The organism is Arthrobacter sp. 08Y14 (assembly GCF_002929455.1).
GTDB classification, from domain to species: domain Bacteria; phylum Actinomycetota; class Actinomycetes; order Actinomycetales; family Micrococcaceae; genus Arthrobacter_B; species Arthrobacter_B sunyaminii.
Map to the genome: position 1 here is coordinate 40,898 of NZ_PJIX01000001.1, position 20,702 is coordinate 61,599.

Below are 20,702 nucleotides of genomic sequence, written 5' to 3' on the forward strand. Positions count from 1 at the left end.
CAGCCGGCCGATTCAGCCGCTAGGGTGGGACGACTGTTTACGATTCCCGGAGGAACCATGAGAAAAGCCGTCGCCGTCCCTGCCCTTACACTGCTGTTCCTGACCGGCTGCGGTGCGGCGGCCGCTGAGCCCGGCGCGCTGCCTGCTTCCGGCTCGGCCACCGCCGCACCGTCCGCCGAAGTGGTCTCGCGGGACTCCGAAGAGCAAACCTGCGCAAAGCTCCTCGAGACCAACGGCGAAGGCCCCCTCTATCAGAGCATCTATCTCCTGAAGGTTGGTGACGGAACGAGCGGGTTTGGGGGAAGTGTCGAAACAGCCAGCACGCTGGGCCAAGAAGTCCATGGCATAGCCGGTCGGGCTCCGCATGACATGGAAGCCCCGGTGGAAGAGCTGGCCTCCCCCATGGACGCCACCGTCCAGCGGGCTGAGAACCCAGACGCCGCCTGGAGCGTCACCATCGAGACGTGGCAAAGCGCCGTCGCGGAACTCCTGACCCGCTGCGCACCCTATGAGACCGCTACGGACAGTGCGGCATCCACATCGGCATCCCCCGCGGTCCCTGCCCCGGTCACCGCGGACACAACCAGCGCCGCCTACCCCGGTTACCCGTTGATCGTGGACGCCGCATCCCTGGACTACCGGGTCGCCGCGTGGTTCAGCGGCAGACTCATCGACGGCCGGGTTACTGCTCTTGCGCCGGGGCTCTACGCGCCTTATGACCCCAATGTCCCCGATCTGTCGTCCTACTACACGGCGGACCGGGCGGTCGGAGACGGAGTCATGAAGCACATCGTCTTCCCCGGCTCCGGTAGCGCCGCCACATGGTCAGCAGTTCGGCCCGGGAGCCAGGAACCCCGGTAGGCATCCTGGCGCCGGGAATGTTCCACGGTTGAGCATCGTTGTCGCACATGTAGATGCAAATGCATATACTTGTAGCTGCACCAGCCACATCGGAGGACACCATGCAGATCGGCGTATTCAGCGTCAGCGACATCACCCGCGATCCCGTCACCGGACGGATCCCCACGGAGGGCGAACGGATCAAGGCCGCCGTCGCCATCGCCAAGAAGGTCGAAGAAATCGGCATGGATGTGTATGCCACCGGTGAGCACCACAACCCGCCGTTCTACGCCTCCTCCCCCACCACACTGCTGGGCTACATTGCCGCGCAGACCGACCGGATCATTCTCTCCACGGCCACCACGCTGATCACCACCAATGATCCGGTAAAGATCGCCGAGGACTTCGCCATGCTCCAGCACCTCGCCGACGGCCGGGTGGACCTGGTCCTGGGCCGCGGCAACACCGCTCCGGTCTATCCCTGGTTCGGCAAGAACATGCAGGACTCGGTGGAACTGACGGTGGAAAACTACAACCTGCTGCGCCAGCTCTGGGACAAGGAGACGGTGAACTGGGAGGGCAAGTTCCGGACCCCGCTGCGCAACTTCACCGCTACTCCGCGCCCGCTCGACGGCGTTGCCCCCTTTGTGTGGCACGGTTCCATCCGCACGCCGCAGGTTGCGGAGATTGCTGCCTACTTTGGCGACGGCTTCTTCGCGAACAACATCTTCTGGCCGAAGGAGCACTACATGCAGCTCATCAGCCTCTACCGCGAACGCTACGAGCACTACGGCCACGGCCGTGCCGACCAGGCGATCGTGGGCCTGGGCGGACAGTTCTTCATGCGCAAAAACTCACAGGACGCCGTCAATGAGTTCCGGCCGTACTTTGACAACGCTCCCGTCTACGGCCACGGCCCCTCCATGGAGGACTTCACGGCGCAGACTCCGCTGACCGTCGGCAGCCCGCAGGAGGTCCTTGAAAAGACCCTGTCCTTCCAGGAGTACTTCGGCGATTACCAGCGCCAGCTGTTCCTGATCGACCATGCGGGCCTGCCGCTGAAGACCGTCCTGGAGCAGCTGGACCTGTTCGGCGAATACGTGCTGCCGGAACTCAGGCGTGAATTCGATGCCCGGCGTCCGGCAGATGTTCCCGAGGGGCCCACCCACGCCGCACGGGTAGCCGCAGCTCAGATGTCGTCACGTTCCGCCCCTGCCCCAACTCTTCAGTAGGCTAAAGACATGTCCCTGGATACCAGCAGCACCCCCGTTCGACAGGCAGCCGAGGCCTGGGAGTCCCTCTTCCGGACCCAGGTGGGAGTGATGCGCCGCCTGCAGCGGGATCCGGCCTTCAAGGAACTGTCCATGCGGGAGTATGACGTCCTGTTCAACCTCACCCGCTGCCCCACCGGCTGGATCCGCCTCAACGAGCTCAATGAGCACCTGCTGATCAGCCAGCCCAGCCTCAGCCGCATGGTGGAACGGATGGAAGCAAAAGGGCTGGTGCAGCGCCGGCCCGCCCAGCACGACCAGCGCGGTGTGGAGCTTTCCCTGACGGAGGAAGGGCTCGCCCTGCAGCGGCGGCTGGGCCGGGCACATGTGCGCGGTATCTACGAGCTGTTGACGCCGGCACTCACCGAGGCCGAACTGGCGGAGCTAAAATCGCTGACGGACAAGGTGCTGGCCAGCCTGGCAGACAGCGACAGCTAGGCAGCACTGAAGCACCCCTACCCGAACGGCGGCGGGAGCCAAGTGGAGAACTTCAGCATCGAGTCCATCCCGGACCTGTCCGGAACCACCGCCGTCGTCACCGGGGCCAACAGCGGACTGGGCCTGCAGACCTCGCTCGTCCTTGCCGCCAAGGGTGCCCGCGTGGATCTGGCCTGCCGGGACCGGCAGCGCGGCGAGGCTGCCCAGACGCGGATCCGCACTGAAACCGGAAACAGTGACGTTCATCTGCGGCAACTGGATCTCGCCTCCCTGGATTCCATCCGCCGGTTCGCAGCCGATCAGGACGGGCCGGTGGACCTGCTGATCAACAACGCCGGGGTCATGGCCACGCCGCACCGGACCACCGCTGACGGATTTGAACTGCAGTTCGGCGTCAACCATCTGGGCCACTTTGCCCTGACCGGCCTGCTGCTGCCGGCGCTGCGCCAGGCTCCCGCCGCTCGCGTCGTCACCGTTTCCAGCTTGGCCCACCGCGGGGGCCGGATCGATTTCGCGGACCTCACCGCGCAGCGCCGGTACCGCCCCTGGGCGCGGTACAACCAGAGCAAGCTGGCCAATCTGCTGTTCACTTTCGAATTCCAGCGACGGCTCCAAGCACACGGCGAAAAGCTGATCGCGGTCGCGGCCCATCCCGGTTTTACCAACACCAACCTCACCTCCGGCATGAATCACCCGGCCACTCTGGACATCTTAGGTTCGTTCTTCCGCCTGCTGGGCCAAAGTGGGGCACTCGGAGCGCTGCCTACGCTGTACGCGGCAACTGCCCCAGAGGTCCGGGGCGGGGAGTTCTACGGCCCGGGTGGTCCGGGCCAACTCCGTGGGCGGCCCGTGCTCGTAACACCGGCTCCGCAGGCCTTGGATCCGGATACGGCACGCCGCCTCTGGGACGTCAGCGCCGAACTCACGGGCGTCCGTTTTCCCGGACTCGACTAACGCCGTCGAACATCTAGCCGTTTGCGCCCCGGCCCTCCGGCGGTACTGAGATCCCAGGATCCGCCGCCGTCAGCGGCGGATCAGCGAAGGCGAGCCGCGGCACCAGGAGGAGCAGCCCGGCAGCAATGAACCCGGTCACCGAGCACACGGCCCAAACCACCAGATAGCCCGATAGCGGTGCCGCCGTTTCCGCTCTTTGGGCCCCGCCTGCCAAAGCGTCCGCGGCGGCGCTGGCCAGTGCAATGCCGAACACGGCGGAGGCGAACGAGCCGCCGATGGTTTTGGTGGTGTTGGTCAGCCCGGTGGCCATGCCCGTGCGGTTGGGCGGGGCTGCTGCGGCGGCGGCCGACGGCAGCGCCGCCACGAGTGCTCCCGATCCCAGTCCGGCAACGATCATGTTGGTCAGGGTCTGGGCCAGCGTGTCGTGGAAGGGCAGGAACAACAGGTAGCCAAATCCCACCAGGGCTGCCGCACCGCAGAGGGTCAGCCGCGGCGTAACGTACCGCGAGACCACCGGGAACAGCAGGGCGCCGATCAGCACGGACAACACGTAGGAGCCGATGATGATGGACACATCTCCGGCATCCAACCCCAGGCCGTAGCCGTGCATCTGCCGGTCAGTGCGGGCGAAGGTGGACATGGGCGCCTGGGCACCGAGCACCGAGATGCCAAACAGTCCGGCAGTCAGCTGCACCGGCCACATGGCCGGATCCCGCAGCATCCGGAAGTCCACCAGAGGATCCGTGCGGCCCAGTTCCCAGCGGACAAACGGCACAAACGCCGCCGCTCCTGCCAGCAGGATCCCCCAGACCCACCAGGTGCCCGGGCCGTTGATCCGCAGGAAGCTCAAACCTGAGGTAAGAAGCAGCAGCCCGAAGGCCAGCAGCAGGAAGCCCCTGCCGTCCAGGATGCCGCCGGCCCGCTCAGGAGTTTCCGGAACGCCGAACTGCACGGCGGCAATGCACAGGGTTACGGCCACCGCCGGAATCATCAGCGTCAGCTGCAGCCGTCCGGCAAAGACCTCTACCAGGACACCGGCGGCCAGCGCACCGGCAATGACTCCGAACTGCAGGGCCCCCACGAGGACACCGGCGGCCTTGCGGGTCAGGGCAGCGCCGCCCGGAGCCGCGGAGGCACGGCTGAAGATCAGCGCGATTTCCAGCGGCAGCCACACCACGTAGAAGCCCTGCAGCGACCATGCGGCCAGGAAGGTCCAGAACTCAGGGGCAAAGGCGACGCCCCAGGACGCCGCCGCCGTCAGGACGGTGGAGACCAGCAGGATCCGCTTATGCCCGTAGATGTCACCGAGTTTGGCGAGCACGGGAACGGCGAGCGCGCTGAGCATCAGCTGGGCGGCTTCAAACCAGTTGACGTCGCCGTCGTTGATCCCCAGGTTCCGCGCAATGTCAGTGAGGATGGGCGTGTAATACCCCTGGAGGATGCCGGAGGTGATTTCCGCCAGGGCCAGGAAGAGCACCACCGGTCCCAGCGAGCGCAGGCTGCGGTGCCCGACGTCGGCGGCCCGCATCACTGCCTGTTCCCGAGGGTGCGCAGCAGCCGGGTGTAGAAGAGGATTCCTTCGCCGAAAGTCTCAATGCACAGGGACTCGTTGTCCGCGTGGATGTTCGCGCGGTCCTGTCTGCCCATCCGGAACGGAGCAAACCGGTACACGGCATCGCAGATACCGGTGAAACGGCGGGAATCGGTACCTCCGAGCATGATGTACGGAGCGGTTACGGCGTCCGGGAACACCGCCGCAATGGCCTGTTCCAGCAGGGCGAACTGGGCATTGTCCGTGGCGGAGACCGGTGCCGGTTCGTTGCCTTCGATCACCCGCAGGGAAACGGAGGAATCGGCGATGATCCGCTCCAGCCGCTGCACCGTGCCGGCCACCGTCTCCCCCACTGCAACCCGGATGTTGGCGTTGGCCGTGGCCCGGGACGCGATGACGTTGGAGGCGGAGCTGCCCTGCAGTTGGGTGACGGCCACGGTGGTGCGGGTCAGGGCCCCGGGTTCACCGCCCATCCGGGCCAGCACCCGGGTCAGCGGCCTCCGGAAGATGCGCAGGTTGCCGAACACCAGCCGCGCCGGAAAGCGGGCCGACGAGGCCAGCCGGCCGATCATTTCCGCTGTGGGCTCGGGCAGGACCGCGGGCAGCGGTTTGGCATCCAGGCGGGTGATGGCGCGGGCCAGTCGTGCAGTGGCTCCGAGGCGGTGCGGCGTGGAGGCATGACCGCCGGCATCCTCGGTGGACAGCTCCACGTCCAGAATGCCTTTCTCGGAGACTCCGACCACCGCCACCGGACGGTCCACAAAGGGGAAGGCCTGCCCGGCCACGGCACCGCCTTCATCGAGCACCAGCCAGGGGCGGATGCCGCGGCCTTCCAGCAGTGCGGCGGCCGCTCCGGCGGTGTCGCCGGCGGTTTCCTCATTGTTGCCGAAGGACAGGTACACGTCCCGCGCAGGGATGAACCCCGCCGCCAGCAGCTGCTCCACCGCTTCCAGGATGGCGGTCAGGGAGCCCTTGTCATCCAGTGAACCCCGGCCCCAAATGCGGCCGTCCGCGATCTCTCCGGAGAAGGGCGGATGTGTCCACGAGGCAGGGTCTTCCACCGGAACCACGTCATAGTGAGCCATCAGGACCACCGGTCCTTGCCCCTCGCCCTGCGATCCCTGCGATCCCTGCCAGCGGTACAGCAGTCCGTGCCCGTTGACCCGTTCCCGCGACAGCTTCTCGTGGACCAGAGGAAACAGTTCGGGGAGGGCATCGATGAAGCCGTCGAACTCATCGATGCGGACCTGGCGCGGGTCCCGGGAGGAGACGGTCCGGTAGGTAATAAGCCGGGACAGCTTGGGGGCCGCTTCGGTGCCGATGGAGAGGGCCTGCCCGCCGTCGGTTTCCCGCACGCGGGATGACGTGGATTTGATGTGCATGCGCCGAGTGTAACGGCCATCACATAGGACACGGTTGAGGTAGCCTTGCTGCCACACCGCAGCCGTCGTCGCACATCAGGAGAATAAAATGACCAGCTCCACGGTCCTTGTTCGATCCCCGGTTGAACGCGACGCTCCCCGGCTGGCCGACATCCATATCTCGGCATGGCGGGCTGCCTACCGAAATGTCATGTCCGACGAGTATCTGGACGGCCTGAATCCCGAGGCGCAGACCAGAGGGTGGCGGCGGAACATTCTGGAGCCCAGGCCGGGAACGTTCCACTTGGTCGCGGAAACAGACAGCGGGGTCACCGGGTTCTGTATTGTCGGGCCCGCTGAGGGCGCGGCTGATTCTGATTCGAATGCCGGCTCAGCATCAGCAACCGGCCAGCTCTACGCAATCAACGTGCATCCGGACTCATGGGCACAGGGTGTCGGCTCGGCCCTGTTTGCCGCGGCGGAAGAAAAACTCCTGTCACTGGGATACACCAAGGCGTTCCTGTGGGTTGAAGCGAGCAATAAAAGGGCCATAGATTTCTACACCCGGCGGGGTTGGCTGGACGACGGCGGAACCCTGCAGGACACCCGGTTTGATCCGCCCGTGTCAGAGCGCCGCCACAGCCGGGACCTGCTTTCGGAAGTCGCGAGCGTGTCGTTCAATCACCTGGACTTTGCCACGGCAGCAACCCGTCGTCGAGGACCGGGTGCAACGGAACAGCCACCACCGGACGGTGCTGATGGTGGGCAAGCTGAACCATGACGGAGGTGGTGAAAAACTCTTCAATTGAGCCCCGGAAACCTGATTCGCGTGTGCCGACAACGATCATAGCCGCGTCCAGTTGGTCGGCCAGCCGGGCAAGCTCCTGCACCGGACCACCGGCCAGTGCACGGACGGACCACGTTACGGGGTGCGAATCCAATGCTCCCGCAATCTCTGCCCGAAGTCCGGGATCGAACATCTGGGTCTCTTCGAAAGGCAGGTCGGGATTGATGGGCTCGGACACCACCGTTCCGTCGGCTCGTTGCTTGACTTCCTCGCTGGAGGCGTCGACAGTGGCGCAGACCAAGTCCGCCCCGAGCCTGTCGGCTAACCCTCCAGCTACGTCGACCACCGCGGCAGCCGTACCGGGCACGACACCCACCAGGACCTGCGGCTTGGAATTGGGGTTCGTCATGATGTTGACTCCTTCTCTGGGACCGTCCATGAGTCTCATGTTGTACAGCTAAGGTGTCACAGCACTTCGAGCATGTGTACCGGATTAGAGCACCATCTGCCTCATGAGGCGCGGATTGCCGGCGGGCGCTTGACTCGTTGGGCCTTGCCCGCTGCAAGCGGGCCCCGGCGCCAGTCCTCCCACTGCTTCGACGGCGGCGGCGACCGCCCGCGCGGCCCGGTCGACGTCGTCCTCCGTGAGGGCAGCCGTAAACGTAAACCGCACGGCCGTCTGCGCAGTTGCCCGGTCCAGCCCCATCGCAGTGAGCACAGCCGACGGTTCATCGGATCCGGCAGCACAGGCCGATCCGCTGGAACACAGCACTCCGGCCCGTTCCAGTTCCAATAACACCGTTTCCCCCGAGGTGCCCGGAAAGCAGAATGAGGCGTGACCGGGCAGCCGTTCGCTCCGGTGACCGGTGAGCAGGGCACCGGGAACGTCTCGCAGCACGGTATCGATCAGCTTGTTCCGGAGCGTCGCCGTGTGCCGGGCGGCGTCGTCGCGCTCCGCTGCGGCCAGCGCCAGCGCCGCAGCCATCCCCACGGCCCCGGCCACATTTTCGGTCCCGGAACGCCGGCCGCGCTCCTGTCTTCCCCCGTGCATCACCGGCTCAAGTGCCGGCGCTCCGCGCAGGTACAGCAGCCCGATCCCCTTGGGCGTCCCCAGCTTGTGTCCGGACAGGCTCAGCGCGTCCACCCCCAGGCGAGTCACGTTCACGTCCAGCCAGCCTCCGGCCTGAACCGCGTCCGTGTGGAACGGCACGCCGGCCGCACGGCAGCGGGCGGCAATCTTACCCACGGGCTGGACGGTGCCGACTTCATTGTTGGCGTACATCACCGAGCAGAGGACCGTCCGGGGCGTCAGTGCCGCACTTACTGCCTCGGGGTCCACCCGGCCTGTTCCGTCCACCGGCAGCAGCGTCACGCTGAAACCGTGGCGTCGCTGCAGGTAATCCAGGGATTCCAGCACCGCCGGATGTTCGACGGCGGTGGAGACCAGGTGCGGTGCGGCACCTGCGCCTTCCTGCACTAGACGGTCTCGCCGGTCCATCCGGTCCATCCCCGCCAGCGCTAGGCCCTTCACTGCGAGGTTGTCCGCTTCGGTGCCGCCCGAGGTGAAAATGATCTCTCCGGGGCGGCAGCCGAGCACCCGGGCCGCTGTCTCCCGGGCTGCCGTCAACGCCCGGGCGGCGGATTCCCCGGCCGAGTGCGAGCTGGAGGGATTGCCGAACTCCGTGGTGAGGTACGGCCACATGGCCTCCAGCACTTCGCGCCGCGGCGGAGCGGTGGCGGCCGCGTCCAGGTAAATCACCTCAGGTCCAGTCCCAGGTCCAGGGCCCGGACGCTGTGGGTGAGCGCTCCCGCGGAAATCAGGTCCACCCCGGTGGCGGCGATCTCGGCGACGGTTTCCAGCCGGACATTGCCGCTGGCTTCGGTGAGGGCACGGCCGCCGATCAGCTCCACACCGCGGCGCAGATCCGCCGGGGAGAAGTTATCCAGCAGCACGGTGTCCGCGCCGCCGGCCAGCGCCGCATCGATCTGGTCCAGCCGGTCCACCTCCACCTCGAAGTGCACAGTGTGCGGCAGCCGCGCTTTGGCCGCTGCCAGTGCCTGCCCCAAATCCATGTCACCGGCGGCCAGCAGCGCCAGGTGATTGTCCTTGGCCATCACCGCGTCGGAGAGGCTGAACCGGTGGTTGTGCCCGCCGCCGCACCGGACCGCGTGGCGTTCCAGGATGCGCAGGCCCGGCGTGGTCTTGCGGGTATCCGTAATCCGGGCGGATGTGCCGGCAGCCTGCGCAACAAAGGCCGCGGTGAGGGTGGCGATGCCGCTGAGCCGCTGCGCCAGGTTCAGGGCCACCCGTTCACCTGTGAGCACCGCGCGGGCGGGTCCGGTGATTTCCGCCAGAACGGTTCCCGCTTCGAAGAACTCGCCGTCCCGGACCGGGAACTGAACTGATGTTTTCGCAGAGGCGAGACGGAACGCTGCCTCGATGACCTGGGTTCCGCAGAAGATGCCGGGTTCGCGGGCGGTGAGGACGGCCGAGGCCCGGGCTTCCACCGGGACCAGGAGTTCGGAGGTGATGTCTCCCCACGGTGCGTCTTCTGCGAGCGCCGCGGCAACGATGCGGTCCACGGCATCCTGCGGAACAGGTGCCGACGCATGAGCGGAATGGGGAAGCGCTGTGCTGGTGGTCATGGAGGTGTTTCCCTTCGGGGAGCTCATGCGGTGAGGTGCAGGGTGTCGCCGGCAGCTTGCATGCCGGCGACTTCCTCAGCCGGGCGGATCCCGGCGTCGGTTCGGTAGTGGGCACCCACGGATTCGGTGCGCCGCCGTGCAGCGGCCAGGAGCAGCCGTGCGCAGGTCAGCAGGTTCGCGTCTTCCAGCACCCGCACTTCCGGTGCCAAAAGGTTCGTTACTGCGGTCCCCGCCGCGTCCCGCTGCCAGCGGGCGACCTCGGCGGCGGCAGCAGCCAGCCCGTCGGCGCTGCGCAGCACCCCGGCCCGGGCGGACATGAGTTCCTGAAGGGCAGCACGGCTAAAAGCAGGCTCCTTCCGGCCCGTGTCCCCGGGGACAGGAGCTTCCCCTTCCGCGGCCGGTCCGGAGGCAGGCAAGACAGTGGGCAGGGCCGTGGGAAAGGCCCCGGTTTGCCCGTCCGCCACCGCAGCGGCGCCGGCCCGGGCGCCGAACACCAGTCCCTCCAGCAGCGAATTGGAGGCCAGCCGGTTTGCGCCGTGCACACCGGTGCAGGCACACTCACCGACTGCGTACAGCCCGGGCACCGTGGTGCGGCCCCAGAGATCGGTGGACACTCCGCCCATCCAGTAGTGGGCAGCGGGAACCACGGGCAGCAGGTCCCGTTCCCAGTCCAACCCGTGACTTCGGGTCATGGCATCCAGACCGGGAAAGCGCCGGGCCAGATACCCGGGACCGCGGGCCGCTGCAACACCGGTGGCATCCAGCCAGACGCACGGTTCCCCGCTGTCCAGCAGATAGGCGCTGACGGCCCGGGAGACGACGTCGCGCGGAGCCAGTTCAGCGTCCGGGTGGGGGGCCCGGGCATCCCAGCCGGCCAGCAGGAAACGTTCCCCCGCGGCATTGCGCAGTACCGCCCCCTCGCCGCGGACCGCCTCGGAAATCAGCGGATTCCCCGGCACGTCCAGCGAGGTGGGATGAAACTGGAAAAACTCAAGATCTTGCACCGCGGCACCGGCACCGGCCGCCAGGGCCACGCCGTCGCCCGTTGCCGAGTCCGGATTGGTGGTGTGCGCGTACAGGGCACCCGCTCCCCCGGCTGCGAGGATCACCGCGTCGGCCGCGAGCGGAGCCAGCACGCCGTTCCGGAGCACCTTCACTCCCGTGACGCCGCCCTGTTCGAGCAGCAGTCCGGCGGCAAAGACGTGCTCCGCGACGGCGATCCGCGGTTCCGCGGCCACGGCCTGCAGCAGCGCTGCGGCAATGCCGGCTCCGGTGCTGTCGCCGTTGACATGCAGGATCCGCCGGGCCGAGTGCGCCGCTTCCCGGCCCAGCGCCAGCGCCCCCGCCGGATCACGGTCAAAGGGTGTGCCCAGTTCCAACAGGCGGCGGATCTGTTCGCCGGCTGCCGAGCAGAGAACCCGCACCGCTTCGGCGTCGCCCCTCCCGGCACCGGCGGCCAGCGTGTCCGCCGCGTGGGCGGCCGCCGTGTCTCCGGGCGCCGCAGCTTCCGGCACGACGGCGGCGACTCCGCCCTGCGCCAGCCAGGTGTTGGACTGCTGCACCGCCCCCTTGGCGAGCACGGTTACTTCGGCCATCGGGTCCTCCTGCACCGCACTCAGGGCCGCCATCAGCCCGGCAATTCCGGCGCCGACGACGGCGATCACGGCCGTGCCGCCAGCATCCGTTCCAGGGCGGTGCGGGCCGGCACGGCAACGGTGGCGGGAACCGTGATCCGGTTCAGGACCTCGCCCCGGACCAGGCCCTCCAGCACCCAGGCCAGGTAGCCGGGATGGATTCGGTACATGGTGGAGCAGGGGCAGATGACGGGATCCAAACAGAAGATGGTGTGCTGGGGATACTGCGCCGCCAGCCGGTTGACCATGTTGATCTCGGTGCCGACGGCGAAGGTGCTGCCGTCCGGGGCGGCGTCGATGGCCTTGAGGATGTAGTCGGTGGAGCCTGCCTCATCGGCGGCGTCCACCACGGGCATGGGGCATTCCGGGTGCACGATCACCCGCACTCCGGGGAAGTCCGCGCGGGCCTTTTCGATCTGGGCGACGGTGAAGCGTTTGTGTACCGAGCAGAAGCCGTTCCACAGCAGCACCTGTGATTGGCGCAGTTGCTCCACGGTGTTTCCGCCCAGCGCCAGCCGGGGGTTCCACGTAGGCATGGCCTCCAGCGGGATCCCCATTGCCTTGGCGGTGTTCCGGCCCAGGTGCTGGTCCGGGAAGAAGAGCACCCGGCGCCCGCGTTCGAAGGCCCATTCCAGGACGGCTGCGGCATTGGAGGAGGTGCAGACAATGCCGCCGTTCTCGCCGCAGAAACCCTTCAGCGCGGCCGAGGAGTTCATATAGGTGACCGGGATGACGGGAAGCCGGCCGTCGTCGTCGGGCTCTGCACCAAAGAGTTCGGTGAGCTGGTCCCAGCACGCGGTCACCGAATCGATGTCCGCCATGTCCGCCATGGAGCAGCCGGCGGCGAGGTTGGGCAGCACCACGGCCTGGTCCGGTCCGGAGAGCAGGTCAGCGGTTTCAGCCATGAAGTGGACGCCGCAGAAGATGATGGCCTCGGCATCGGGCTTGGACTTGGCGGCCTTGGCCAGCTGGAAGGAATCGCCGACGAAGTCCGCGTGGCGGATCACTTCGTCCCGCTGGTAGAAGTGGCCCAGAATGACGGCCCGCCCGCCGAGCTTTTCCTTGGCCGCTTCGATCCGCAGGTGCAGCTCGTCGTCGGACGCCTGCCGGTATTCCTCCGGCAGGCTGCCCTGCCGGGGCGTGGCGGGCGGCGCGGGATCATGCATCGAGGCGCCGGGCCCGTAGTCCGGCAGCCGGGCGCCGTCGAATTCCCACGGCGGCATGGCCAGGGCCGGAGTGCAGGTGGATGTCGAGGATTGTCCGTGGGCGGCAGCTGCGGCCGAAATCAGTTCGACGGCGGTGGCAACACTGGGCGTCGAGGTACCGGGGGCATTACTCATGGGTTAGTGCTCCGTTGCTGGGTTGGTCCGGGCGGGCGGGTCCGCCGGTGTTTCGGGTTGTCCGGTCAGGAGGGCACCGGTGTAGCGGTACAGGCGCGGCGGACGGTGCCTGCCGCCCTGCAAATACTGGTCCGTGGCTTCGATGTCCGCTGCTGCACGCAGCTGGCGCCGGAAGTTGGCCGGTTCCAGCTCGCGGCCCAGCACGGCTTCGTACACTTCCCGCAGCTGCGCCAGGGTAAAGGTGTCACCCAGGAAGGCATAGGCGATGGAGCCGTACTCCATCCGGTTGCGCAGCCGCCACAGGGCGTACTCCACAATTTCGTTGTGATCGAAGGCCAGCTCCCCCACCGCCGCGGCCGGAAACCAGCGGACGTTGTCATCCTCCCGGGACAAAGCTGCTTCGTCGGGCTGCACGAGGGCCCAGTAGACGATGGATACCACCCGCGGCGACGGCGACCGGTCGGTCCCGCCGAAGGCATAGAGCTGCTCCAAATACTTCGGTGCGAGTCCGGTGGTCTGCGCCAGGTTGCCGGCTGCTGCCTCCTGCAGGGACTCGCCTGCGCCCAGCGGTCCGCCGGGCAGTGCCCACAGGCCGCGGAACGGCTCGCGGATGCGGCGCACCAGCGGCAGCCACAGTGCGGGGCGTCCGGTGTCGGGGCCCGGGCGGAGAGCAAAGATGACGGTGGAGATGGCCAGTGCCGGGGGCTGCCGTGCCCGTTCGGAAACGTTCGCGTATCTGTGCGCCGGATGCTGGTAAACCACTGGGCCCTTTCCGGCCGGTCCCCCGGGCCAAGCCTGGAGGAAAGAGTAAAAGTCAGGATGACTCTAACTTATTTCGGGCCAAAGGCGTGCGAGGTGTGTCACATTTTTGGCTGCGGGCCGGACGCAGCGTTGTCCGTCCGGGCACGCCACTGCGGGACGAGGCCAGCAGAGATGGCCGCCTCCACGGCCAGCTGGGAAACACGCAAACCGTGTCCGCGGAATCTATCACCCGGCGCCGCGAGGACTCCCTTGTGAGCGAGTGCGCCTGCCCACTTCCTCCGCGCCCTCAAGCAGGCAGGCACTTTCGAGCATGACCGCGTCATTGCGTCCCAGGCTCACCGGCAGCGGAGGATCGGCGGCCGGGGGCACGGTATCGCAAAAGAAGAGGAAGGCTTCTCCCAGCGCCTGCCCGTTATACGGACGACTCAATTCCAGGATTAGGCAGGATCAGCAGCCTGCTGCTCGGCCGGGTCCGCGCCGGACGCCGCCTCCAGCAGCGGAAGGGTCCGGCCGTCAAAATGCGTGTTCAGCACGATCACGGATGAGGACCGCACAATGGTGCGGGTCGCCACGATGGAATCAATGACGCGCTGGAGGTCCGAGTTGGAGCGGGCGGCAACCCGGGCCAGCAGATCACTCTCGCCGGAGACGGTGTGAATCTCCTGGATTTCCGGGATACGGGCCAGCGCGGCAACCACGGCATCGTGGCCAATGTCCTGGCTGATGGTCAGCGAGCAGTAGGCAAGCACCGAGTAGCCCAGTGCCGCCGGATCAATCCGCGGCCCCCATCCGGAAATGACTCCCGCCTTCTGCATTCGGTCCAACCTTGCCTGCACGGTGGCGCGGGCCACCTGCAGCGTGCGCGAGGCTTCAAGGACGGACATCCGGGGCTCGTCAGTGAACAACGCAATAATGCGTGCATCCAGGGCATCTGTGGGCATGCTTTCCTTCCCCCGCACGGCGAAATGCTGTGCAAACTGCAAGCATAGTGGCACAAATCATACGCATACTGAGCGACGTGCACTCACGGCATAAGATGGTTAGCTATGGCCGCGGCCGGTTTTCGGCACTCCACTCTTTCACGGCATCCCCAACTTCAAAGGTGTCTTTTTTCATGACCACCCGAACGTCCGCGACCGGTTCAACCGGACCAGCCGCACCGGCACCGGCAGGATCTCCCACCGTGCGCAAGATGCGCCCCCGCCATTTGGTCTTCATGAGCCTGGGCAGCGCCATCGGCACCGGACTGTTTGTCGGTTCCGGCGCCGGAATCCAGGCGGCAGGACCCGCGGTCCTGCTGTCCTTCCTGATTGCCGGCACCATGGTCATCCTCGTCATGCGGATGATGGGCGAAATGGCCGCGGCAGACCCCAGCAGCGGAGCCTTCTCCGTATATGCCGAGAAGGCACTCGGCCGCCCGGCCGGAACGACCATCGGATGGTTGTGGTGGCTGCAGCTGGTGATCGTCATCGCCGCCGAGGCAACCGCTGCGGCGGCAATCGTTGCCTCCATGTGGCCCGGTTCGCAGCAGTGGCTGCTGGCGCTGGTGTTCATGAGCCTGTTTACGGCCATCAATTTGGGCGGCGTCGCCAGCTTCGGAGAGTTTGAGTACTGGTTTGCACTGCTCAAAGTACTGGCGATCGTGGCGTTCCTCGCCATCGGCGTCGCCTTCATTGCCGGCTGGCTGCCCAACGTTCCGGCTCCCGGGCTGAGCAACCTCACCGGCAACGGCGGCTTCATGCCGCACGGATGGAGCGGGGTCGGCGCCGGACTGCTGCTGGTGGTCTTCGCGTTCGGCGGCACCGAGATCGTGGCCGTCGCTGCCGCCGACACCGAGGAGCCCGAAACCAACATTGCCAAAGCCATCAGCTCGGTGGTCTGGCGCATCCTGGTTTTCTACATCGGGTCAGTCCTGGTGATCGTCACGATCCTGCCGTGGGACAGCGAATCCCTGAGCACCGGGCCCTTTGTGGCCGCACTGGCGGAGGCACGTGTTCCGGGTGCAGACGTTGTGATGGCCGTGGTCATTGTGGTGGCACTGCTCTCGGCGCTGAACGCAAATCTTTACGGCGCTTCACGGATGGTGTTTTCCCTCGCCGAGCGCGGCAGGGCTCCCCGGGCGCTCGCCCGCAAGGGCGCCAGCGGTGTCCCCCGTGCCGCCGTGGCGGCCTCAGTGGCTTTCGGTTTCCTGACGGTGGCACTGAACTATCTGTACCCCGAAACGGTTCTCATGATCCTGTTGAACCTGGTGGGCTCAACCTGCCTGGTGGTCTGGGGCGTTTCGATTGTTTCGCAGATTATCCTGCGGCGCCGTGCCGAGTCCGCGGGCGTGGAACTGCGGTTCAAGATGTGGGCGTTCCCCTGGCTTTCCTACTTTGCGCTGGCCCTGCTGGCCGGCATTGTGGTGCTCGGCTTCCTGGACCCGGCGGTCCGGGTTCAGCTGCTGGCAACACTCGCCCTGACCTGCGCACTGGCTTTTGCCGCGTGGCTCATGGACCGCAGCGCGGTGAAGTCCGGCCGCCAGCTTAAATAGCTGAAATTCACCGGACCCGCATTTTTGCGTTTATGTGTGCGGGTAATTTGCAGCAATTAGCAAAGACTGTCATATTCAGCGGAGCAAGAAGCAGCACGGAATGTTATAGAAAATCTCGCTGCGCATAAAAAGCCGCAAGGATAGTTCGTAATTAATGGGGCCGGCATTATTACCCCGTGGCCAACAGCCGCGAAGAAACTTTCTTGAAAACTTCGCGGCTGCGGGCGTTCCGGGGAGCTGCCTACAGCACGCTGCCCCTGGCGCTAGTGGGCCTGGGGCTAGTTACCCTTGCGCTTCTTGGGTGCGAGCTCCGACTCGGCACTCATCTTGGCCCTTTTTTCGGCCCGCTTGTCCTTGATGGACTTGCCGGGCTTTTTCTCGTTTGAACCCTGCGGGGATTTACCTGACAATTTAGGCTCCTCTGAAAGAACAAATACGGATAGTCTCGACCATACCCGGTAAAAAAATAAAAGCCAGTCCTCGCTGCTTCCGCCTTCACCGACCCGGCAGAAATACTCTCCCAACAGTTGACCGTCGTAAAAATGCCACTTGGAGTTCACGAAAAGGGTGCCGTCGCAGCACTTCACGGAAGAGGCCGGTCACGGCGGCTCCTTCCGTGAAGGACCACACCGCGCGGCGCGGCAGGGGAACTTCCGGGAAAATCGACGTACCGTATCTCTCGGGACGGCTTTGAAGATGACGAATCCCCGTACATCGAACCCGTCTCCCCTGGACCCAGCAAGCATTGGAGTACCGGCGTGGCCGAAACCCCTGTCCCCCTGCAGGTGCGAGCCGTGGAAGGCATCAATCCCGGCCTGTTTGCCGAAGTCGTCCTGCCCGACGGCGGCGCGCGGCCAATACGACCGGTGCTGCTCCTGCACGGCTTCGCCTCCTCATCGCAGCTGAACTGGCACAACACGGGCTGGGTGAACACTTTGACCGCCGCCGGCAGAACGGTAATCACCGTGGACCTGCCCGGACACGGGCGCAGTGCTGCACCCGCCGATCCGGCAGCCTACCGGCCCAGCCGTATCCGGGCGGACCTGCTGCAGCTGCTGACGGATGCCGGCGTTCTCCCGCTGGCCGACGACGACCCGGCGTCAGGCGTGGACATGGTCGGCTATTCCCTGGGCTCCCGGCTGGCCTGGGAACTTGGGGCCACCCAGCCCGATCTGGTGCACCGCATGGTCCTGGGTGGTCCAGGCAGCAGCGATCCGCTTGCCGATTTTGATCTGGCGGGTGCGCGGGAGAGCCTCGCCGGGCGCTCTGAGACGGCCGACGGCGTCACGGCCGAATTGCTGCGAATCGCGCAGCTGATTCCTGGCAACGACATGGCAGCCTTGCTGGGAATGGTGGAAGCGATCAAGGAAGAACGGTTTGTTCCGGCCGGTGCCGCTCCCCGGATGCCGCTGCTGCTCGTGGCCGGTGACCTCGACACTTTTGCAACCGGCATCCCGGAGCTGGCAGAACTGTCCGGTCAGGCAGAGGTGCTCCTGTTGCCTGGCCGAACCCATGCCAACGCCGTCACCTCACGAACCTTTAAGCAGGCGGCTGTCTCATTCCTTGCCTGAACGTCGCCACCCCCTGGCGCCGGGGGAACATGTGCGTGATGGCATATTACGAGTTGATAAAACCGGCACCGGGGTGCGCCCTGCCGCTAAGTCAGCAGGATATGATGATTCGGCGAGTAGAGCAGGACAGATTTAATCAGGCTACTGATTAAATCTGTTATCCGTGACAGGCCCGACACCCGAATACCGCCTGCCGCTCTTTCTTTTTCTATGTCGATTCACCTCAAGGAGGACACCCGTGGATGTACTCCTTGGGCACCGATACCGCACCGTTGAGCTTTTGGGCTCCGGCGGCGCTGCTTCGGTTTACCGCGCAGTGGATGAGAACCTAAAGCGCGAAGTTGCCGTCAAACGCTTCCATCCCGACGTCAGTGATGACGATGAGTTCCGCCGCCAGCAGACCGAGACGCTACTGCTGGCCACGCTGAACCATCCCGGACTGGTGACTTTGCTCGATGCAGGCACCTTCGAAGAGGATGACGGCCGGGCATCAACCTATCTGGTCATGGAGCTCGTGGACGGACCTGACCTTCGCAAAACGCTCAAATCCGGTCCGCTGACGCCGTCCGGAACCGCATCATTGGGCGCCGACCTGGCAGATGCCCTGAATTATGTGCATTCCAACGGGGTCATTCACCGGGATGTGAAGCCCGCGAATATCCTGCTGTATCCGCAGGATGAAAACGACACCCGGCTCTACCCGAAGCTGACGGATTTTGGCATCGCCCGAATGACTGACGCAACTATGGCCACCGCACACGGCGCGACCATCGGCACGGCAAACTATTTGAGCCCGGAACAGGCGCTGGGCGGTGCGGTTGAGCCGCGCACCGACATCTATTCCCTGGGCCTGGTGCTTCTGGAATGCCTGACCGGAGAAAAAGCCTTTCCGGGCCCTACCGTCGAGTCCGCCGTCGCACGCTTGGTCCGAGATCCGGAGATTCCGGCGGACCTTGGCACCGAGTGGGTGGACCTGTTGAAGTCAATGACGGCAAGGACTGTGGAGGCCCGTCCCGAAGCCCACGATGCGGCGGGCGCCCTCCGGGCTCTGGCCGCAGAGTCCGACGCCCTTCAGCATGCTGTTGCTTCCGCAGACTTCGGCCCTGACGACGCCGTCACCGGCGGAGTCACCACCGGGAATATTTACATTCCCCTGCCGCCGGCACACGCACCCAGCCTCTAGAAGAGCCGGGGCGGGGACAGCGAACGGCACAAAGAAGCCCGGACCGATTCATGTCGGTCCGGGCTTTCTCCATCCCCGGCGGGTTGTCCTACTTGGAACCTTCGGCCGACTCCTGGTCTTCCTCCGGCTCAAAATTCGAGGGCTCGTCCGTGGACGCGGCGGCTACGCCGTCCTCGGTGTCGGGGATGGTGCCCTCGGGACCCGTGGTCTTCTCCGAGCCCTTGGACTGGTCCTCGTTGGGGTTCTTTTCGCTGCCCATGGTGGGTCTCCTCATCCGCTGCGGCTCCCGCCGAATATTCCGGCGCTTCCTTCGATACTAAGGCACCTGAGCATAGACGGGACAGCGGCCGGGCCGCACCGTGCCCAAACCGGCCGCTGCGGCGGGTTTGGGAACGTGCCGCTGAGACAGTCAGGCGCGACGGCGGCGCGAGGCGACGGCCCAGCGGGTGACCAGGCTCAGCACCAGCAGCGCGGCCGCCGCACCCACCGTGACCATGAAGGCCGCCTGGTGACCGTGGCTGTCCGCGAGCCGGCCGGCCAGGGCGGCACCCAGCGCGGTTCCCGTAACAACTCCGCTGGCGAGCATGGTCATGACCGTGCCCATCAGGTGACGGGGCGCAACCACCGCTCCAATACCAAAGATGCTGACCATGGTGGGGCCCACCGGAAGGCCCAGAACAAAGAGCGCCACCAGCATGGTGGGAATGTCCGCGGGGAATAAGAGGAGCACGGAGAACGCCGTCATCGCAGCGGCTGCGGCCATCCACCGCGCTGCCGGTCCGAACCGTTCGGGCCAGAAGGCCACGGACAGAGCTGCGGCGGCCGAGCTGATTCCCATAACGGCGTACAGCAGGCCGGCGGCAGAGGAGATATCGAAGAGTCCGCCGAAAGCGGTGAGGCTGGTTTGCGTTCCGCCGAAGAACGTTCCCATGGCCACCATGCCGAGGACGGGGAGCGCAATGAGCAGCCAGTCGGCACGCGGCTCCACGGCGGCGGGCGTGGCCTCTTCGCCGGCGGCAGCGGCAGCGGTTTCCCGCGCTTCGCGGGCTGCGCGTGCAGCACGGGCCGGAACCACGGTGCGGACCGTGGGATGCACGGCAAAAGCGCTGACCATGCTCAGGGTCAGGACAGCGGCGATGGCCAGCGGGAGCCAAGGTGCGACGGCGGCGGCGAGCAGCCCGACGAGCGCCGGGCCGAGGACGAAGCTCAGTTCATCCGCGGTTCCTTCGTAGGACATGGCGGTGTCCAGGTCCCGGGTGCCCGCGGAGTTTTTCCCCGCTGTCATGGCCATCCAGCGGACACGCGCGAGCGGACCCACCTGGGGGCACGTGGCCCCCATCAGAAAAGCGGTGGCGAGAGCCGCGTAGGGGGTGGAAGCATCAGGCAGCTGAAAGGCCATGTACAGGGTTAATGCGATGGCCAGCGGGTTGATGACGGCGGCGGTCAGCAGAACCGGCCGCTGCCCGACACGGTCGGCCACATAGCCAAGGATGGGAGCGCCGAGGGCCGAGCCGATGCCGACAGCACCGGCAGCCAAACCGCCGGTGGCGTAGGAACCGGTGACACTCGTGACCAGGGTCAGGGCACCGATGGTCAGCATGGCCAGGGGAAGCCGGGCCAGGAAGGCGACCGGGACAAAGCCGCGGCCCGCCATTGCGAAAATCCGGGCGTAGCGGCCGGCAGTTTCTGCGGCAGCCTGGTCCGGAGCAGGCTCCTGATCCGGAGCCTGAGGAGAGATGGAAGGGGAAGACAGATTATTACTCATGCGATGTCCAGATACGTAGCAGCGCGCATCGTCCCCCCTCCCGATGCGCCGAACCCGGTTACGCA

20 protein-coding genes are annotated in these 20,702 nt (G+C 66.1%); 8 read left to right on the forward strand and 12 right to left on the reverse strand.

Features of this window, described 5'->3' with window-relative positions:
- Positions 1-57: 57 nt before the first annotated feature.
- From CXR03_RS00180 to CXR03_RS00195, 4 genes are all read left to right on the forward strand, one after another.
- Positions 58-861, forward strand: coding sequence for a hypothetical protein (locus tag CXR03_RS00180; protein ID WP_104101173.1), 804 nt, complete (start codon positions 58-60; stop codon positions 859-861).
- A gap of 101 nt (positions 862-962) precedes the next feature.
- Positions 963-2,072 carry an LLM class flavin-dependent oxidoreductase gene (locus CXR03_RS00185; RefSeq protein WP_104052408.1) on the forward strand — a complete coding sequence of 370 codons (1,110 nt, stop codon included), beginning with the start codon at positions 963-965 and terminating at the stop codon, positions 2,070-2,072.
- A gap of 9 nt (positions 2,073-2,081) precedes the next feature.
- Positions 2,082-2,549, forward strand: a complete 468-nt coding sequence (locus tag CXR03_RS00190) for a MarR family winged helix-turn-helix transcriptional regulator (protein ID WP_104052409.1) — start codon at positions 2,082-2,084, stop codon at positions 2,547-2,549.
- A 42-nt stretch (positions 2,550-2,591) separates the two neighbouring features.
- Positions 2,592-3,503 (forward strand): oxidoreductase, encoded by a 912-nt coding sequence (locus CXR03_RS00195; RefSeq protein ID WP_104101175.1) that lies wholly within the window; start codon positions 2,592-2,594, stop codon positions 3,501-3,503.
- Positions 3,504-3,516: 13 nt separating this feature from the next.
- On the opposite strand, the gene CXR03_RS00200 is transcribed toward CXR03_RS00195, so the two are convergent.
- The gene (locus CXR03_RS00200) at positions 3,517-5,031 is read right to left on the reverse strand and encodes an MFS transporter (RefSeq protein ID WP_104101177.1); all 1,515 of its coding nucleotides are present in this window, start codon (positions 5,029-5,031) and stop codon (positions 3,517-3,519) included.
- On the reverse strand, positions 5,031-6,437 hold the full coding sequence (locus CXR03_RS00205) for a M20/M25/M40 family metallo-hydrolase (RefSeq protein ID WP_104101178.1): 1,407 nt from the start codon (positions 6,435-6,437) through the stop codon (positions 5,031-5,033). The genes CXR03_RS00200 and CXR03_RS00205 overlap by 1 nt, the downstream gene beginning before the upstream one ends.
- Before the next feature lie 88 nt (positions 6,438-6,525).
- Between CXR03_RS00205 and CXR03_RS00210 the strand changes: the two genes are divergently transcribed.
- Positions 6,526-7,197, forward strand: a complete 672-nt coding sequence (locus CXR03_RS00210) for a GNAT family N-acetyltransferase (RefSeq protein ID WP_104101180.1) — start codon at positions 6,526-6,528, stop codon at positions 7,195-7,197.
- Here the strand turns inward: CXR03_RS00210 and CXR03_RS00215 are convergent.
- The 7 genes from CXR03_RS00215 to CXR03_RS00245 form a co-directional block, all read right to left on the reverse strand.
- Complete coding sequence (locus CXR03_RS00215; protein WP_104101182.1) at positions 7,094-7,612, reverse strand: universal stress protein; 519 nt, start codon at positions 7,610-7,612, stop codon at positions 7,094-7,096. The two genes, CXR03_RS00210 and CXR03_RS00215, sit on opposite strands and share 104 nt — an antisense overlap.
- Positions 7,613-7,696: 84 nt before the next feature.
- On the reverse strand, positions 7,697-8,962 hold the full coding sequence (locus CXR03_RS00220) for a cysteine desulfurase family protein (RefSeq protein ID WP_104101183.1): 1,266 nt from the start codon (positions 8,960-8,962) through the stop codon (positions 7,697-7,699).
- Positions 8,959-9,849, reverse strand: coding sequence for a carboxylating nicotinate-nucleotide diphosphorylase (gene nadC / locus CXR03_RS00225; protein WP_181034453.1), 891 nt, complete (start codon positions 9,847-9,849; stop codon positions 8,959-8,961). Before nadC ends, CXR03_RS00220 begins: the two co-directional genes overlap by 4 nt.
- A gap of 23 nt (positions 9,850-9,872) precedes the next feature.
- Positions 9,873-11,513 (reverse strand): L-aspartate oxidase, encoded by a 1,641-nt coding sequence (gene nadB, locus CXR03_RS00230; protein WP_258073428.1) that lies wholly within the window; start codon positions 11,511-11,513, stop codon positions 9,873-9,875.
- Positions 11,510-12,823 carry a quinolinate synthase NadA gene (gene nadA, locus CXR03_RS00235; RefSeq protein WP_104101187.1) on the reverse strand — a complete coding sequence of 438 codons (1,314 nt, stop codon included), beginning with the start codon at positions 12,821-12,823 and terminating at the stop codon, positions 11,510-11,512. The genes nadB and nadA overlap by 4 nt, the downstream gene beginning before the upstream one ends.
- Positions 12,824-12,826: 3 nt before the next feature.
- Positions 12,827-13,585: an NUDIX domain-containing protein gene (locus CXR03_RS00240; RefSeq protein ID WP_104101189.1), complete on the reverse strand. Its 759-nt coding sequence runs from the start codon at positions 13,583-13,585 to the stop codon at positions 12,827-12,829.
- Between the two features lie 437 nt (positions 13,586-14,022).
- Positions 14,023-14,526: an Lrp/AsnC family transcriptional regulator gene (locus tag CXR03_RS00245; protein WP_104052419.1), complete on the reverse strand. Its 504-nt coding sequence runs from the start codon at positions 14,524-14,526 to the stop codon at positions 14,023-14,025.
- Positions 14,527-14,777: 251 nt separating this feature from the next.
- On the opposite strand from CXR03_RS00245, the gene CXR03_RS00250 reads away from it, so the two are divergent.
- Complete coding sequence (locus CXR03_RS00250; protein WP_104102711.1) at positions 14,778-16,118, forward strand: amino acid permease; 1,341 nt, start codon at positions 14,778-14,780, stop codon at positions 16,116-16,118.
- Between the two features lie 278 nt (positions 16,119-16,396).
- Here the strand turns inward: CXR03_RS00250 and CXR03_RS18085 are convergent, their stop codons facing one another.
- Positions 16,397-16,678, reverse strand: coding sequence for a hypothetical protein (locus tag CXR03_RS18085; RefSeq protein ID WP_146070438.1), 282 nt, complete (start codon positions 16,676-16,678; stop codon positions 16,397-16,399).
- A 198-nt stretch (positions 16,679-16,876) separates the two neighbouring features.
- Between CXR03_RS18085 and CXR03_RS00255 the strand changes: the two genes are divergently transcribed.
- On the forward strand, positions 16,877-17,689 hold the full coding sequence (locus tag CXR03_RS00255) for an alpha/beta fold hydrolase (protein ID WP_104101191.1): 813 nt from the start codon (positions 16,877-16,879) through the stop codon (positions 17,687-17,689).
- Between the two features lie 238 nt (positions 17,690-17,927).
- Positions 17,928-18,872, forward strand: a complete 945-nt coding sequence (locus CXR03_RS00260; protein ID WP_104101192.1) for a serine/threonine-protein kinase — start codon at positions 17,928-17,930, stop codon at positions 18,870-18,872.
- An 88-nt stretch (positions 18,873-18,960) separates the two neighbouring features.
- On the opposite strand, the gene CXR03_RS18210 is transcribed toward CXR03_RS00260, so the two are convergent.
- Together CXR03_RS18210 and CXR03_RS00265 are read right to left on the reverse strand one after the other, a co-directional pair.
- A complete protein-coding gene (locus tag CXR03_RS18210) occupies positions 18,961-19,131 on the reverse strand; it encodes a hypothetical protein (RefSeq protein WP_181034454.1) in 171 nt (56 codons plus the stop codon).
- Positions 19,132-19,281: 150 nt separating this feature from the next.
- Entirely contained in the window at positions 19,282-20,637 is a 1,356-nt protein-coding gene (locus CXR03_RS00265; protein WP_104101194.1) for an MFS transporter, read from the reverse strand.
- Between the last annotated feature and the right edge of the window lie 65 nt (positions 20,638-20,702).